General features: G+C 35.7%; 12 protein-coding genes. 10 read left to right on the top strand and 2 right to left on the bottom strand.

Going from position 1 to position 15742, the window contains the following annotated elements; translation table 11 throughout:
* The first annotated feature begins 25 nt into the window (after positions 1–25).
* The 4 genes from BMX10_RS06390 (at position 26) to tatC (ending at position 2283) form a co-directional block, all read left to right on the top strand.
* Positions 26–946 carry an RnfABCDGE type electron transport complex subunit D gene (locus BMX10_RS06390; protein WP_090441125.1) on the top strand — a complete coding sequence of 307 codons (921 nt, stop codon included), beginning with the start codon at positions 26–28 and terminating at the stop codon, positions 944–946.
* Between the two features lie 227 nt (positions 947–1173).
* Positions 1174–1359 (top strand): Sec-independent protein translocase subunit TatA/TatB, encoded by a 186-nt coding sequence (locus tag BMX10_RS06385; protein WP_090441122.1) that lies wholly within the window; start codon positions 1174–1176, stop codon positions 1357–1359.
* A gap of 27 nt (positions 1360–1386) precedes the next feature.
* Positions 1387–1533 (top strand): twin-arginine translocase TatA/TatE family subunit, encoded by a 147-nt coding sequence (locus BMX10_RS06380; RefSeq protein ID WP_208976116.1) that lies wholly within the window; start codon positions 1387–1389, stop codon positions 1531–1533.
* A gap of 18 nt (positions 1534–1551) precedes the next feature.
* Positions 1552–2283: a twin-arginine translocase subunit TatC gene (gene tatC / locus BMX10_RS06375; RefSeq protein ID WP_090441117.1), complete on the top strand. Its 732-nt coding sequence runs from the start codon at positions 1552–1554 to the stop codon at positions 2281–2283.
* Between the two features lie 144 nt (positions 2284–2427).
* Here tatC and BMX10_RS06370 read toward each other — a convergent pair whose 3' ends face one another.
* Positions 2428–3006, bottom strand: a complete 579-nt coding sequence (locus BMX10_RS06370; protein ID WP_090441114.1) for a rubrerythrin family protein — start codon at positions 3004–3006, stop codon at positions 2428–2430.
* 313 nt (positions 3007–3319) lie between these two features.
* Between BMX10_RS06370 and BMX10_RS06365 the strand changes: the two genes are divergently transcribed.
* Positions 3320–4285, top strand: coding sequence for a 3'-5' exoribonuclease YhaM family protein (locus BMX10_RS06365; RefSeq protein ID WP_090441113.1), 966 nt, complete (start codon positions 3320–3322; stop codon positions 4283–4285).
* 45 nt (positions 4286–4330) lie between these two features.
* On the opposite strand, the gene BMX10_RS06360 is transcribed toward BMX10_RS06365, so the two are convergent.
* Positions 4331–4507 (bottom strand): asparagine synthase, encoded by a 177-nt coding sequence (locus BMX10_RS06360; protein ID WP_090441110.1) that lies wholly within the window; start codon positions 4505–4507, stop codon positions 4331–4333.
* A gap of 529 nt (positions 4508–5036) precedes the next feature.
* Between BMX10_RS06360 and BMX10_RS06355 the strand changes: the two genes are divergently transcribed.
* The 5 genes from BMX10_RS06355 (at position 5037) to addA (ending at position 15674) form a co-directional block, all read left to right on the top strand.
* A complete protein-coding gene (locus BMX10_RS06355) occupies positions 5037–6023 on the top strand; it encodes a TAXI family TRAP transporter solute-binding subunit (RefSeq protein ID WP_090441108.1) in 987 nt (328 codons plus the stop codon).
* A gap of 86 nt (positions 6024–6109) precedes the next feature.
* Entirely contained in the window at positions 6110–6628 is a 519-nt protein-coding gene (locus tag BMX10_RS06350) for a DUF1850 domain-containing protein (RefSeq protein WP_090441106.1), read from the top strand.
* Positions 6610–8568: a TRAP transporter permease gene (locus tag BMX10_RS06345; protein WP_244272654.1), complete on the top strand. Its 1959-nt coding sequence runs from the start codon at positions 6610–6612 to the stop codon at positions 8566–8568. Before BMX10_RS06350 ends, BMX10_RS06345 begins: the two co-directional genes overlap by 19 nt.
* Positions 8569–8704: 136 nt before the next feature.
* Positions 8705–12112 (top strand): helicase-exonuclease AddAB subunit AddB, encoded by a 3408-nt coding sequence (gene addB, locus BMX10_RS06340; RefSeq protein ID WP_090441100.1) that lies wholly within the window; start codon positions 8705–8707, stop codon positions 12110–12112.
* Positions 12096–15674, top strand: coding sequence for a helicase-exonuclease AddAB subunit AddA (gene addA / locus BMX10_RS06335; protein ID WP_090441098.1), 3579 nt, complete (start codon positions 12096–12098; stop codon positions 15672–15674). Before addB ends, addA begins: the two co-directional genes overlap by 17 nt.
* Positions 15675–15742 lie beyond the last annotated feature (68 nt).

Here is a 15742-nt window from a genome sequence, read left to right as displayed (position 1 = left end):
TTTAAAATTGGAAGGAGGAAGATTAATGAGAGTTTTTTCTCCCCGGAAAAGGCTAAAAGCAAATATTACTATCAAAGATAGTATGTTAGATGTGATTATAGCTATGATCCCGGTTTGTCTTGTTTCTCTTTATTTCTATGGTATAAACTTTGCAATTGTTCTAGCAGCAGCAGTTGCCGCTTCTCTAGCTACGGAAACTGTAGTAAGGATGCTGTTAGGTAAAAAGAATAGAATAGTTGATTTGAGTGCAGTAGTAACAGGTATGTTAATCGCTTTAGTATTACCCTCCTCGGCTACGGCATGGCGTGCTGCTATCGCTGCAGTAATTGGAGTGGGATTAGCAAAAGAATTAATGGGAGGGCTAGGCTGGAATCGCTTTAACCCTGCTTTGTTTGGATATGTAGTCACTATGATTTTTGGCAGTACCTTTAGGGTAAATCAGCCGCACCTGCTTGCAGAAATCGATGTGATTACACAGGCAACACCTTTAACCATGATTCATCAGGGTGTACAAATGCCTGGCTATGGCAGCTTGTTATTAGCATTCCCTGGTGGATCCTTTGGTGAAGCTTCCGCTTTGGCTTTGATTCTTGGAGGGGTATACCTACTGTATCAAAGGCAGATTGAGTGGAGGATGCCTGTATCCATTATCTCTACAGTCTTTTTAGGATCAATGCTTTTTGGGATAGATCCAATCTACAGCGTCTTAAGCGGCGGTGTGCTGTTAGGTGCTATATTTATGGCTACCGATTGGGTTACTTGCCCAGACAATCTACGTGGAAAAATACTTCATGGAATTTGTATCGGTGTGCTGATCTGCATATTTAGATATGCACTACCTACTACTGGTGGCGTTGCATTCTCCATATTAATTATGAATCCTATAGTTCCAGTGATTGAAAAACTCACTGTGAAAAAAAGAGCTGTTGTAAGTAATCAAATATAGTAAATATAAAAAAGATGCTCCAGATGAAGGGAAAGGGTATAAGGCTTTCCCCCCCCCCCCGATTATTCTTTTCCTTCATCTTATATGTTGCCGATATTTTAATTGTTTTATTATATAATTTAATATGAAAACATGAGGAATTCAAAATAAACAAGTGAAAAGTAGCTTCAGTGTAAGAAAGTTGAAAAAGAAAAAATATACCTTAATAAGAAAGAGAGGTGGCATCTATGGGTAGAATAGGATTTCAAGAAATTCTTATAGTTTTTGGATTAGTATTACTTATTTTTGGGCCGTCTAAACTTCCCGAAATAGGAAAATCCTTAGGTAAAGGAATTCGAGAATTCAAACAGGCTACAAATGATATTACCAACAGTGTTAATAACGAGGAAACATCTGCAGACAAAAAGTCCTGAAGATTGAATCGAAAGAAGGTGTAGATGATGAAATTTGGATTCATAGAAATTCTATTGATAGCAGGTGTAATTTTGTTGATCTTTGGTCCCAGCCGATTTGGTTTGGTAGGTAGATCTTTAAAGAAAAGTGTTGAAGAGTATAAAAGCGAATCAAAAAAAGATTTGAAAGAATAATGAGAATAGGGTGGTACTTTGGAGAAGGAAATCAATGTAATGAGTGTGATTCATCATTTAGAAGAATTAAGAAAGCGATTGATTATTTGTTTAGTCGCTTTGTTGTTGACCTCTGTCATTAGTTTCATGTTTGTGGAGGAAATCAGGTATCTTTTAATACGACCTGCTGGGTCGCTGGAACTGATTTATATTTCACCGCCAGAAGCACTGATGGCTAACATTCGGCTGGCAATTCTGGCTGGCATAATATTGGCCATGCCCATTCTGATTTATCAGTTTCTCGCTTTTATTATGCCGGCACTTTACAAGAGTGAAAAGAAGCTTCTTATTCCTATTGTTTTTGGAATGCTGGTGATGTTCAGTGTAGGAATAGCCTTCGCATATACTATTGCATTTCCATTTGCTATAACTTTTTTTCTGCAATTTGCTTCACAGGATGTAATTCCAATGTTCACCATCACCCAATACATCTCATTTGTTACTCAATTTCTACTTACATTTGGATTGGTTTTTCAGCTGCCCCTTTTTTTTCTAATACTGGGCACGATGAATATTGTAACAGCCCCCCTGTTAAGAAGGATTAGAAAGTATGTTGTGGTAGCTATTGCCATAGGCGCAGCTATTATCACACCGCCAGATATCATTTCTCAGTTGATGATTGCAGCACCTCTTCTGGTGTTATATGAAATTGGAATCCTATTGGTAGCAGTGATACAGTTTAGAAAAAAACGGAAGAAGAAAGATTCCTAATGCAATGAATAATTTAACAAGAAAAACCCAGCATCTTTACGTATCAATATAGGTAATGATGGCTGGGTTTCTAGTTCTTCTTTTAGTCTTTAAAAAGTTGATTGAGCTTCTAATGCCTTAAGGAAAATTAAAAGCTATAGCCTCTTATTTGCAGCTTGCACAACAGGCAGCTTCAGTTTCAAAGCTAGTAAACATACTGGTTTTTGCTTTGCATACAGGACAATCATCCTGCAACTCTCCTACTAAAGTATAACCACAAATATCGCATACATGAACAATAGCTTCTGCATAATCTGTCCCGCCATCTACTGCTTCTTTAGCAGCAGTAAATAATGCAGCATGGGTTTTTTCTGCCTCTAAAGCAAATTGGAAGGAACGTATGCTTCCTTTTTCTGACTGCATATCTGCTACTGATATAAAGGCTGGATACATTTGGGCTACCTCGTAGTTTTCACCCTCTATGGCTCCTGCAAGGTTTTCAGAAGTATTGGTCATACCGAATTCAGCGCCAGAGGTTACAGATGCCGCTCCAACTTCTTTTCTTAACTCTCTGAAATGATTCCCGGCATGGATGAGCTCTGCATAAGCAACTGCCTTAAAAAGGTTAGCAACATTTGGGAAACCTTCCTTCTTGGCTGCCTCACCCCACTGGATATATCTAGCATGCGCCATGCTTTCTCCACCAAATGCAGATTTTAAATTAGTTGCTGTCATTGGGTTCATAATAATCTCCTCCTAGTATCTTTTTTATTTTTGTTTTAGAAATTTTTAATAAATCCATATTCCCATAACATGTTTACCCCCGTTAGAGACGCTTTAAACAGGCTTTTGCAAGTCTTAAAATGTATTTTTTGTGAACAAAATTATAGGGTGTAAAACTGCTATTATGATTATATTTCACTTAGTCTATAATGATAAATAGGAAGTTCTAAAATCTATTGGAGAAGGAAAGTAAAAATGAAATCACTTTGGGAAGGAAATGGTAATACAAAGTAGAATTTATAGGATATAGAATAACTAGTGGAGGAGGAGTAATATGCAGATAAGTCAATTGAAGGATCTATCGAAAAAACACTTAAATGAAACAATTGAAGCAGTAGTCTTATTATCAGCTGTAAAAGTAAAAACCACCAAAACAGATAAAAAATATGGGGATTTAGTTATTCAAGATGCTTCAAAGGTTCTGGAGGCCAAGCTTTGGGATTATGATGAAAATGAAAAGAAAATGCAAAACTTTAAGGATAATGAAATCGTAAAAATACAAGCATTAGTAGGAGAGTACTCAGGACAACTGCAGCTTACCATAAAAAGTATTGAAAGAGCAAGTGATGGAGCTTTTTCTTTGGAGGATTTTATTCCCACCAGTCCTTGGGAATTAGAAAGTATGGAAAAGGGCTTACAATATTTCTATAGCAAAATTGAAACAAGTCATTTGAAGGAATTAATTAAAGAGATGATTTTTTCTGAAGAATACTATGAGAAATTTACCACTTATCCAGCAGCTAGAAAGGTGCATCATAATTTTTATCGAGGGCTTTTGCATCATACCTTGGAGGTACTAAAATTTGTTAATAATGTAGCAATCACAAAAAAGCTTTCTCAGCTTCAGATGGACCGATTAATTGTAATGACGCTACTACATGATTGGGGCAAGATGATGGAATATAAAGCATTGCCTGATATGGGGTTTACTGAGGAAGGAACAATGATAGGACATATTTTTATGGGGGCACATCATACCCTGAATAAAATGAACAAAATCAAAAATTTTCCTCAAGAAGACAAGCTGGTAGTATTAAATGGTATACTAGGCCATCATGGAAGTCTAGAGTTTGGATCTCCAGTTTTGCCTAAAACTGTAGAAGCACAAATCCTTCACCAAGGGGATAAAATGTCAGGAGATATCGAAAGTATTTTATCTTTTATGAAAGAAGATGTAGAAGAAGAAGAAATATTTACAAAAAAATTATGGAACATGGGAACAGAATATTATAAAAAATAGACATAGAGAAGAACCAAAGTTCTTCTCTATTTTGAAGCAAGGGTATTAGTGTTCATCTCGATGTTCTATAAGATCAATGGCTCCTAAAACAACATGTGCTAATCCAAAACCTATTATACCTGCTGATACCATTGGTTGAATTTTTTTTCTTTGCATCAGGGTACCAGTTGCAGTAACGGCGGTTCCTAAAACAGTTGGGATCAATCCTTCATGAATTTTCATATAGTGAATCCCTCCTTTTTTTTGGATAGCATTAATAGTATAATGAAATTACGCTGAAAATATTACATAAAAATATTGGATAATGATATTTTATGAAAAAAATGAAGATTATAACCATTGAAAATACTAAAGTGTGTTTTTAAAGGGAAAATTTCCCCTTTAAAAATGTGAAAAAAGATAATATAATAATTATTAGAAATAATAAAACAATTAAATAATTTTATAAGTATTTAAAGAAGAACAACTATTAATTTAGCTATTTAATGAGAATATATATGTCAGAATAAGTAGAAAAATATTTTAAATAATCAATAAAGAAGGAATTATCAAAAAAATATAGAATAGTTATACTTATGGGTTTAAACCTATAAAGAACGAAAAACATGATTTATTGATAGACATCAAAAATAGTAATAACAAATGCAAAAGGGATTATCGAAACAAAATCAGCTTGTTATGTTAAAGGGGAGTATGCTTTATTTGTTTTAAAGTATATAATCCTTTAAAATAAAAATATAAGGGGGATATTATGAAAAAGAAAGGTATGTTACTTACAGTAGCACTAGTATTGATTGTAAGCTTAGTTTTAGTAGGCTGTGGCGGCGGTGGCGAAACTGCTGGTGGAGGAACACAAGAATTGTTGTTTGCTACTGGAGGAACCGCAGGTACTTATTATCCACTAGGTGGAGCTATAGCTAGTGTATGGAATGAAAACATTGAAGGTATTAATGTTACCATCCAGCCTTCAGGAGCTTCTGTTGAGAACTTAAGACTTCTTGATTCAAGAGATGCAGACATCGTAATGGCTATGAATAATATAGCTGAAGATGCATGGAATGGTGTAGGTTCTTTTGATGGGCAAGAAGTTCAAGGGTTTAAAGCAGTAGGGGTTGTATACCCAGAGATTATCCAAGGTGTTGGATTAGTAGATGCAGGTGTTTTAACAATTCAAGATCAAGTAGGTAAAACTGTAGCTGGTGGACCTCCAGGAAGCGGTACTGCTGCTACAACACCACATATCTTTGCAGCTTATGGATTAGGCGATGGAGATATGACAGTTGTTAATGATACCTTTGGTGATGCTGTTGATAAAATGAAGGATGGACATTTAGATGCTGCTTGGAACGTAATTGCAGCACCAGGAGCAGCGATTGTTGATCTATTAACAACAAGAGAAGTTGCTTTCTTAGAGATTCAGGGAGCTGAATTAGAAGCATTACAAGCAGAATTCCCATTAGTTGCACCTTGGGTAATTCCTGCAGGAACATATAACTATAGAGGAACCGATTATCCAGACATCCACACTATCGCACTTCAAGCAGTGCTATATGTAAGAGATGATATGGATGAAGATGTTGTTTATAATCTAGCAAAAATCATGTATGAGAAAAATGACGATATCGCAAGATCTCATGCAACAGGATCTCAAATTTTATTAGAAAATGCTCTTAATGGAGTTACAACTGAGTTCCATCCTGGAGCTATTAAGTATCTTGAAGAGCAAGGTATGATGTAAAGATAGATATTAGCAAAACAAATATGAGCCGAGCATATCTATGCCCGGCTCAATTTTAGGGCAAGAAATGATTGGGGCAGGAAATCATGAAGAAAAAGTATTGGGCATACACCATCATAATACTAGTCTCCTTACTTCTACTTTACCCAGTTACTAGCATTTATATAGTAGATGGGATCAGTGAGGGTAGCCTCTTATATCAAACCTTGGCAAAAGAACAGGATAGATTTAGTATCCATTGGATACATTCTGTCAGTAAACAGCCAGTTATTGAAACCTATATCATAAACGATGATTTAACCATTGGTATATATGAAATGATTTTCAATGAACCTGGACCGAATCTTCCCTCCGGGCCTGAAGGAGGAACAAAGTGGGAGATCAAAAATGGTACCTTCAGAGTATATAACTATAGCATTATCTTCGATGAAGTGCCAGTTAGAATAGGGGAAGTGATTGCTAATCATACTTTTATTTATAAAGAAAACGAAGTAGAGCTTAAAAACATCAGCAGACCAGGGGGTTTTGTCACCATTGGAGCAGGTAAAATTCCCCTTATAGAATATCTATATAAGGAGGTTAAACTGTGGCTAAAAATCAAGTAAATTTGACTCCAGAGATTGATGAGTCCAAACAAGCAGAGCTTATGGCAAAATATGATAGGGAGTTTGCTTATAGGGATCTAAAGGGAATACTATCAAAAGTTGTTACTGTTCTAGCCATTACATGGGCACTTATTCAGTTATATACAGCTGCCTTCGGGGTGTTCCCTACAACTATACAAAGGGGACAACACGTGGGATTTGCACTACTATTAGTCTATATACTTTACCCTATGAGGAAGTCCAACAGAAGCAATAAGATTGCTTGGTATGACTATATATGTGCAGCTTTATCTGTAGTTGTGGCTGGATATCACCTTGTTTATTATCAGCCTATCATCCACAGAGCTGGGGCCTACACAACTATGGATGTAACGATATCTATTATAGCTGTATTATTAGTTATTGAAGCAACCAGGAGAGTTGCCGGCCCAGTTTTAGTATCAGTAGCTTCATTTTTCTTAATATACGCTTTTTTAGGATCTAACTTCCCAGGATTCTTATCCCATAGAGGTTATGCAATTCCTAGAATTGCCACTTATATGTGGATGTCAACAGAATCAATTTTAGGTATTCCAGTAGGGGTATCCTCAACCTTTATTTTCTTATTCCTGGTATTTGCTACCTTCTTGAAAAAAACAGGAATAGGAGATTGGCTAACGGATTTAGCGATGGGGGTTGCAGGTGGAGCCACTGGAGGTCCTGCTAAGGCAGCGGTTATTGCTAGTGCAAGTCAAGGAACCATATCAGGAAGCTCTGTTGCTAACACTGTTGGAACAGGTTCTGTTACTATTCCTTTGATGAAGAGTATTGGTTATCGAAGTGAGTTTGCAGCAGCAGTAGAAGCATCTGCATCAACCGGTGGACAATTAATGCCGCCAATTATGGGGGCCGCCGCCTTTATTATGACAGAGTTTACAGGCTTACCTTATATTACTATTGCATTATCAGCAGCTATACCGGCATTCTTATATTTTACCGGGATTTTTATCATGATTCATTTAGAAGCTAAAAAGCAAGGGTTAAGAGGATTGAAACGTAGCGAATTGCCTAACCCTTTTAAATTGATAAAAGAAAAATGGTTCTTAGCCTTACCTATTGCAGTAATTGTAGTATTACTTGTCCAGGGAAGGACTCCCATGAGGGCAGCACTATTTGCGATATTTAGTGCTATTGCTGTATCCTATATTAGGAAGGATACCAGATTGAGTTTTAAGAATATCTTAGAGGGATTAGAAGAAGGAGCACGTTCAGCCTTACCAGTTGCTATGGCTTGTGCTACTGCTGGGATTATTGTAGGGATTGTTACCCTTACAGGTCTTGGTGTTAAGTTTTCCACAGGGATTTTAATATTGTCTGGTGGGAATGTTTATCTAGCAATGTTATTTACCATGTTTGCTTCTATTATACTGGGTATGGGTATGCCAACAACAGCAAATTATATTGTTCAGGCCACCATTGCAGCACCAGTATTGGTAGAGTTGGGAATACCTGTAATAGCAGCTCATTTATTCGTATTCTACTTTGGTATTGTTGCAGATATCACACCTCCTGTTGCTTTAGCAGCTTTTGCTGGTTCAGGAATCGCAGGCTCCAATCCATTTAAAACTGGTGTGCAGGCTTCAAAGCTAGCTTTTGCTGCCTACCTAGTACCATACATTTTTGCTACTAGTCCTCAATTGGTGTTAGTAGACACAAATGTTATTGAAGTAATCATGGCTTTAGCCACCGCATTAATCGGTATGTATGCTATAGCTGGAGCAGTAAGTGGATATCTTAAGACCAATGCAAAGGCTTGGGAGAGACTGATTCTGGCTGTTGGAGGAGTATTATTGGTAAACCCAGGCATGCTAACCAATGTACTAGGCATTTCCTTAACAGGTGTTATATTTGCTTTTCAAATAATGAGAGCAAAGAAGGAAGATCAAACAGTTACCTTATAAATTAGAAAATAATATTATAATCAATAATAAATAGCCTATCCTACAGTAGAACTGTGGGATAGGCTGTATTATGTTTTTGTTTTTGAGGTGTGGTATACTATTATTATGATAACACTAGAGAAAAAGAGGTGAAATTATGGCCATAACCTACATAATAGGAAGAGCAGGAACAGGAAAAAGTCAATATGTCATGTCTCAAATAAAGGAAAGACTACAAGAAAAACAGGGTCACCCTTTAATTCTGATTGTTCCTGAACAATTCACACTTCAAGCTGAAAGAGACTTAATTGAAAAGCAACAATTGAAAGGAATCATGGGGGTAGAGGTGCTAAGCTTTACAAGACTTGCCTTTAGAGTTTTTAACGAAGTGGGAGGATTAACAAAAACACCCATCAATGAAATTGGCAAAAACATGATTATTAGAAAAATACTAGAGGAATGTAGAGAGGATTTATCCGTTTATAAAAATCCATCAAAGCAAGAGGGGTTTGTAAAGAAGCTAAATGAGATGATTTGTGAATTTAAACAACAGAATATAGCACCAATTGAGTTATTGCAAGGCATAAATGAAGTTGATGAAGATAGTATTATGAGGATGAAGCTAGAAGATATAGCTCTGATTTATGGGAAATTTAACAGCTATTTAGAAAATAGATATATAGATAATGAAGATAATTTAAATCTTTTTATAGAGTCCATTGAAAAAGCAAGCTTTTTAGAAAATGCAGAAATATGGATTGATGGTTTCCATTTATTTACCCCCCAATCACTAAAAATCGTTGAAAAGCTGTTATTAAAAGTTAAGGACGTATATATAACCTTTACCATGACACTGGATGGTAAGGGATCGGATAAGGAATTATTTAGAATTTCTGAAAAAACCTATCTACAAATAAAAAGGATAGCAGAAGAATTAAAGCTTCAAGAGATTATTATCAATTTAGACAGAGACAAAATAGCGGGAATAAATAAATCTAAAGAGATTTGCCATATAGAGGAGGAATTATTTCGATACCCCTATAAACAATTTACCGAGGAAGTAAAAAACCTCAAGGTGTTTACCGGCACCAATCCTTATGCAGAGATAGAGCATGTGGCAGCAGAAATCTTGCAACTGGTGAGGGAAAGAGGGTATAGATTTAAAGATATTGCAGTAGTATCAGCAGACTTTGAAGGATACAGTGGTATGATCAAAAGAACATTTGAAGAGTATGGCATACCCTACTTCATGGATGAAAAAAGAAGTATTATGAATAATCCTATTGTGGAATTAATTCTAACTGCTATAGAAACTATACTAAATAATTATCAATATAAAGATATATTTCGTTTAGTAAAAACCGGGTTCACTGACTTAACTAAGGAAGAAGGAGAAATTTTAGAAAACTATGTATTACAGTATGGCATTAGAGGTAAGAGATGGATGGAGGATTTTCATATCGGTGAGGAAACAGAAAAGCTGGAGGAACTCAATAGGATAAGAAACAAATTAATTACTCCATTAAATAAATTTCATAAAAAAATTGCTAGAAGCAAAAATCCAAAAGAGATTACTAAAGGATTGTTTGGTTTTTTATTGGACATGCAAATAGAAGAGAAGTTAGATCTATGGATTGAAGCTTTAAAGACAAATGATAGATTTGACTATGCAAATGAAAATACACAAATATGGAATATCGTAATGGAAATCTTTGATCAAATCTACGAGATTTTAGAAGATAACAAAACATCAATAAAGGAATACTACAGGATTTTAGAATCAGGATTTTCTGCTTGTGAAATAGGGGTAATTCCCTCCACCATTGATCAAGTATTGGTAGGAACAATAGACCGTTCTAGAAGTCATGATATAAAAGCGTTACTGGTAGTAGCAGCTAATGATGGCATTTTGCCATCCACCTATAGTGATGAAGGCATTCTTCTAGACCATGAAAGAAAAACCCTAGGGGAACTAGGACTGCCACTAGAGGTTAGCGGAGAGACCAAGCTTTTACAAGAAAACTTCTCAATTTATTCTGCTTTTTCAAAGCCTGCAGAGTATTTATGGATAAGCTTTCCTCTAGCAGATGGAGAAGGAAAAGCAAAGAGGCCTTCAATTCTAATAGATAGAATAAAAAAGCTGTTCCCCAAGCTTCAATTAAAGGGAGATCTTCTAAGGAATGAAGATACACAGCTCCATCTAATAGCCACGCCATTAAGTACTTTTAAATATCTAACAGAAAACCTAAGACTATATATGGATGGCAAGCCTATCCACCTTCTGTGGTGGGATGTGTACCATTGGTACTATCATCATCCACAATGGCAAGAAAAGAAAAATCTTATGATAGAAGGGCTTTTCTATGAGAATCAAGTAAAATATATCCACAAAGGAACCATCCGAAATCTATACGACTTACCAATGAAAACTAGTGTTTCAAGGTTAGAAAGCTTTGTAAACTGTCCTTTTTCACATTTTGTTACCTATGGTTTAAGACCTAAGGAAAGAAAAGAGTATCAAATAAAGGGTCCGGATGTTGGAATGTTCTTTCATTATTCTATGGAGGCATTTGCTAGTAAAACCAAGGAAAGGGACATGAACTGGATGGAGATGGAGAAAAAGGAATGTCATGAGATAATCCATGAGGTAATGCAGCAATTATCCATAGACTTTCAACATGGCGTGATGTTAAGTACCCATCGATATAAGTATCTAATCAATAGATTAACTCAAATAAGCAAAAAAGCTTTATGGACTTTAATAGAGCATATTAAAAGTGGAGAGTTTTTGCCCTTTGATCATGAAGTTGCCTTTGGAAGGGATGAAAAAATCCCTGCCATCGTGATAGAACTAGAGGATGGGGAAGAGATTATCTTAGAGGGACGAATTGATCGAGTGGATATAATGATGACAGAAGAGGATACCTACCTAAAGGTAATCGACTATAAATCAGGCAACAAAAAATTTAGTTTATCGGATGTATATTATGGCTTTCAATTACAGCTAATTGTCTATTTAGAAGCAATGATGGCATTACAGGATAAAGTAAAGAAGACAAGAAACCATCCAGCCGGTGTATTTTATTTCAAGATAGATGATCCAATGGTAAAAACAGCAGACAAAGCTGTAGATAAGATAGAAAGTGAAATTAACAAACAGCTAAAAATGAAAGGCTTAGTATTAAAGGATTTAAAGATAGTAAAAGGGATGGATAAACATATTGAAAAGCATTCAGAGATTATTCCTGTAGCTTTAAATAAAGATGAAAGTATAGGAAAAAAATCCTCTGTAGCCACAGAAGAGGAATTCCAAGATATAATCAAGCATGTCAGAAGCTTAATTAAAGAGATAGGTAAGGAGATCCTGAAGGGAAATGTAAAAATTGAACCTTGTAAAAAAGGAAAACAAGTCTCTTGCCAATACTGCAGCTACCAATCCATTTGCCAGTTTGATAATGTTTTTGATGACAATAAATATAAAATAATCAAAGAGTTAAAACCAGAGGAAGTATTAGAAAAAATAAAGGAAGGAAAGGAGGGAGATGGCAATGAAGGCATGGACTAAGGAGCAAAAAGCGGCTATAGATGCAAGGGAAAGTAATTTATTGGTGGCAGCAGCAGCAGGCTCAGGGAAAACAGCGGTTTTAGTAGAAAGGATCAAAGAAATTATTCTACAAGACAAGATAGATATAGACAAGCTGCTTATTGTAACCTTTACCAATGCAGCTGCTGGAGAAATGCGAGAACGGATAGCAGATGCCATAATAAAAGAATTAGAAAAGAAAAATGAAAATGAAGAGCATCTCAGAAGGCAAATGACCCTGCTAAATAAAGCCTCCATCACAACTGTCCACTCCTTTTGCATAGAAGTAGTTAAGAAACATTTTCATTTTATCGATGTAGACCCAAGCTTTCGGATTGGAGATATAACAGAGACAGGAATTCTACAGCTAGAGGCATTGGAGGAACTGTTGGAGAAAGAATATGAAAAACAGCATCCTACCTTCTTAGAAGTAGTGGAAAGGTTTGGCGGTACACGAGAAGATACCCCTTTACAGGATTTAATTTTAAAAATCTATAGGTTTATCCAAAGTCAGCCAAAGCCATATGCTTGGCTGCGAAACCAGGTAGAAGACTTTAACATAGATATTGAAGGCTTTGAAGACAGTGTTTGGGTAAAAACTATAAAGGAAACAATTAGTATCAATATACAAGGAGCGATAGATTTACTAGAGGAAGCGGAAGTAATTTGCAATAAGCCTAATGGCCCTGAAAAATATCTTGATGCTATTCAAGATGACAAAAAGCAAATGAAGGCGACACTACTGGCAATGGAAAAAGGTTTTGGCGTTTTTTATAAGACTGTTGAAGGCTTCAAACATAAAAGTTTGAGCAGAGGAAAACAGGATGTAGATGAAAATTTAAAGGAAGAGGTAAAATCCTTAAGGGAAAAAGCAAAAGACATCCTTAAGAATATAAAAACAGATATAGTGATTCTCAGTCCACAGGACTATGTAGATGACTTAGAGATACTTTATCCTTTAATGTGCTATTTATATCAATTAGTGAAGGACTTTGGAGAGAGATACACAGAAAAGAAAAAAGAAAGAGGCATTGTAGATTTTAATGATTTAGAACATTATGCACTGGATATATTAGAAAATGATAAAGCTGCAGAGGAGTACCGAGCTAAGTTTGAATATATATTCGTGGATGAATACCAGGACAGCAACATAGTACAGGAAACCTTGATACAGTATATTAAGAAGGATAATAATGTGTTTATGGTTGGTGATGTAAAACAAAGCATCTATCGTTTTAGACTAGCAGATCCCACACTATTTATTGACAAGTATGAAAGCTTTCAATTGCAGGAGGGAAGCCTCAACAGAAGAATTGATTTGGCAAGAAATTTTAGAAGTAGAGGAGAAATCATAGATGGTGTCAACTTCATTTTTAAACACATCATGTCTAAGGCCTTAGGAGAGATTGATTATAATGAGGATGCTTATTTATACCAAGGAGGAAGCTTCCAGGATATAGCAGATCCATCCATTGAAGTAGAAATCATTGAGAAGGACTACGAAGGAGCGGAGGAGCTAGAGGAAGAAATAGAAGAGTTAGAGGATATCGAGGTAGAGGCCAGAATCGTTGCCCAAAAGATCAAAAATTTATTAAATCAAAAGATCTATGATTCTGAAGAAAAAACCTATAGAAAACTTCAGTATAAAGATATGGTTGTACTTATGAGAACCACCCAAAATTGGGGAGAAATATTTTTAGAAACTTTTTTGAGAGAGGGTATTCCTGCTTATGCTGATGCAAATACCGGATATTTTGAAGCTGTAGAAGTCAGTATGTTTATGAATCTTTTAAAGGTAATTGATAATAAGAGGCAGGACCTTCCCTTACTAAGCGTTATGCGTTCTCCTATAGGCAAATTTACTATAGAGGAACTAATAGCAATAAGAATCTATCACAAGAAAGGTAGTTTCTTTGAAGCCATTGATCAATATATTCATAGCAATCATAATCCTTTAACAGAAAAACTAAACAATTTTATACAGTCTTTAAATCAATGGTCCAATGAAGCCCGGTTTATGAAAATAGATGAATTTCTTTGGAAGCTCTTTATTGACACAGGATATCTCTATTATGTAGGAGCCATGCCAGGAGGAAGCCAAAAACAAGCAAATTTAAGAATACTATTAGATAGAGCTAGTCAATTTGAAAAAACCTCTATTAAAGGATTATTTAACTTTATCAAATTCATTGAAAAGCTGGAAAGAAGTAAAGGAGATATGGGTTCCGCCAAAATATTAGGAGAAAATGATAATGTAGTTCGGATTATGAGTATTCATAAAAGTAAAGGACTTGAATTTCCTGTAGTCATTACTGCGGGTCTAGGAAAAAACTTCAATCTTAGGGATGTTAATGCTGATGTATTATTGCATAAGGATTTAGGCTTAGGACCAAAATTTACTGATTTAAGCTTAAGAACCTATAGAGATACCATAGCTAAGCTTGCTATGAAGGATAAAATTAAAATGGAAAGCCTATCAGAAGAAATGAGAATTCTTTATGTAGCCTTAACAAGACCAGTAGATAAATTGATTTTAGTAGGATCAGTAAAGAACCTCTCCAAGCTGGTGGAAAAATGGAGTAAAAGTATTAATCCCTATATGCTAGCTTCCGGAAGAAATTATTTAGACTGGATTGGTATGGTACTGACAAAACACCCTGATGGGGAAGCCCTGCGACAGTTGGCAGAGATAGAGCTAGATAAGGATAAGCTATTGCAGGACCCTTCTCACTGGTCTGTTTCCTTAAAAAATCGCAAGGATATTGTACTGGAAGAACAGGAAAAGTCAATACAAAGGAAGGAAGTGGAAAAAAGGCTAAAGGAGTATGATAGTAAGGCCATTACCTCCCACAAAAACAGCATGGATACTATACTAAACTGGAAATACCCCCATAGAAAGGCGACATCTATACCGTCTAAGCTTTCTGTGTCAGAAATAAAGAAATCCAGCATTGCTACAATGGAGAGTATTGTATACAAGATCCCTAACTTAGTCAGAAAGCCTAAGTTTCTAGAAGGAACAAAAACCTTCTCAGCAGCAGAAAGAGGCACTATTCTGCATTTTGTATTACAGCATTTAAGTTTGGCTTCTGTAGAAAAAGTGGAAGACATAAAAAAACAGCTGCAATGGATGACCATGAAGGAGCTTTTAACAGAAGAAGAAGTAGAAACCGTGGAAATAGCTAAAATCGTCAGTTTTTTAAATAGTCAACTAGGACAAAGGATGTTAAAAGCCAAAAAAGTCTATCGAGAAACTGCTTTTAATATCAAGAAAAAAGCCAAGGATGTTATTGATGGCTTAGAGGATTGTGATGAGAGCTTATTGGTACAGGGAATCATTGACTGTTACTTTGAAGAAGATGAGGGATTGGTGTTATTAGACTATAAAAGTGATTATATTCCTAATGGGAATATTAATATAGTAGTGAAAAAATATGATATACAATTGCAGCTATATAAGGAAGCATTAGAAAAAATCACTGAAAAAAAGGTAAAGGAAAGCTACTTATATTTATTCGATTTAGACCAAGCAGTGAAGCTGTAGGAAAAAATTTTCAAAGAAAAAGCATGGTTTTTCGAGAATAACCGCTTGATTTTTCCTAGAGAATAAGC

The sequence above is a fragment of the Natronincola peptidivorans genome (genome assembly GCF_900111615.1).
Taxonomy (GTDB): domain Bacteria; phylum Bacillota; class Clostridia; order Peptostreptococcales; family Natronincolaceae; genus Natronincola_A; species Natronincola_A peptidivorans.
The sequence above is the reverse complement of the archived record's forward strand: the minus strand, read 5'-3'. Positions and strand labels throughout refer to the sequence as shown.

Coding starts and splice junctions, on each gene's coding strand:
- BMX10_RS06380 (WP_208976116.1), top strand. CDS start 1,387: ATGAAATTTGGATTCATAGAAATTCTATTGATAGCAGGTGTAATTTTG.
- addA (WP_090441098.1), top strand. CDS start 12,096: ATGAAGGCATGGACTAAGGAGCAAAAAGCGGCTATAGATGCAAGGGAA.
- BMX10_RS06390 (WP_090441125.1), top strand. CDS start 26: ATGAGAGTTTTTTCTCCCCGGAAAAGGCTAAAAGCAAATATTACTATC.
- BMX10_RS06350 (WP_090441106.1), top strand. CDS start 6,110: ATGAAGAAAAAGTATTGGGCATACACCATCATAATACTAGTCTCCTTA.
- BMX10_RS06385 (WP_090441122.1), top strand. CDS start 1,174: ATGGGTAGAATAGGATTTCAAGAAATTCTTATAGTTTTTGGATTAGTA.
- BMX10_RS06370 (WP_090441114.1), bottom strand. CDS start 3,006: ATGAACCCAATGACAGCAACTAATTTAAAATCTGCATTTGGTGGAGAA.
- BMX10_RS06365 (WP_090441113.1), top strand. CDS start 3,320: ATGCAGATAAGTCAATTGAAGGATCTATCGAAAAAACACTTAAATGAA.
- BMX10_RS06355 (WP_090441108.1), top strand. CDS start 5,037: ATGAAAAAGAAAGGTATGTTACTTACAGTAGCACTAGTATTGATTGTA.
- addB (WP_090441100.1), top strand. CDS start 8,705: ATGGCCATAACCTACATAATAGGAAGAGCAGGAACAGGAAAAAGTCAA.
- BMX10_RS06360 (WP_090441110.1), bottom strand. CDS start 4,507: ATGAAAATTCATGAAGGATTGATCCCAACTGTTTTAGGAACCGCCGTT.